Raw genomic sequence first — 680 nt, 5'->3', positions numbered from 1 at the left:
GATTTAACTACAGATGAAAATGCAAAATTAAAAATTTTAAATCGTTTTTTAAACAGAAATGATAATAATGACGAAAAAAAAGAAGAAATAAAAAGTAACTTACAATCAAATACAGAATCTTTAATTAAAACTGAAGAGAAACTTGAAAAATTACAAGAGAAAATCAATGAATTGCCTAAATTAAAAGAAAAGTTAAAACATTTCAATGAACTGGGCATTGGAAAGAAATTAGAGGTACAAGGTAAAGTATCTAAAGAAGAGCAATACATAAAAACCACTAAAAAAATTATTGAAGATAATGATATTTCTATAACAAACGTCATTCTACCTTTTAAAGAAAATTACAATCAAGAAATTAAACATATTGATATCTTTGATAATATTCAACGTATTATAAACAATCATAATGAAAAACTAAAAGAAATACAGTCTACTTTTACTGAATTAAAAAATACTACCAAAAGCGAAATAGACAAAGTTTATAATGATTGGCATGAAAAGAAAAAGCATGTTGAGAAGGAAATAAATGAAGCTATTAAATCCTTAGATGATATAGAAGGGAAAACCAAACAAGAAATAGCATACGAATATACTGAGACTCAAAAACAAATAACTTCTATCGAACCATTAGAAACACAACTTTCTCAAGTCAACATAGAGATTGAAAAACTGAAAAAAGA

1 pseudogene is annotated in these 680 nt (G+C 24.7%); it reads left to right on the top strand.

The annotated features are described in order from the left end of the window. Positions 1-680 (top strand): annotated as a pseudogene (locus tag HMPREF2647_RS06465) (hypothetical protein); the annotation flags it as partial.

It is taken from the genome of Staphylococcus sp. HMSC035D11, assembly GCF_001836075.1.
Classification (GTDB): domain Bacteria; phylum Bacillota; class Bacilli; order Staphylococcales; family Staphylococcaceae; genus Staphylococcus; species Staphylococcus hominis.
Note: the sequence above shows the minus strand (reverse complement) of the source record. Positions and strands in the feature narration are given on the sequence as shown.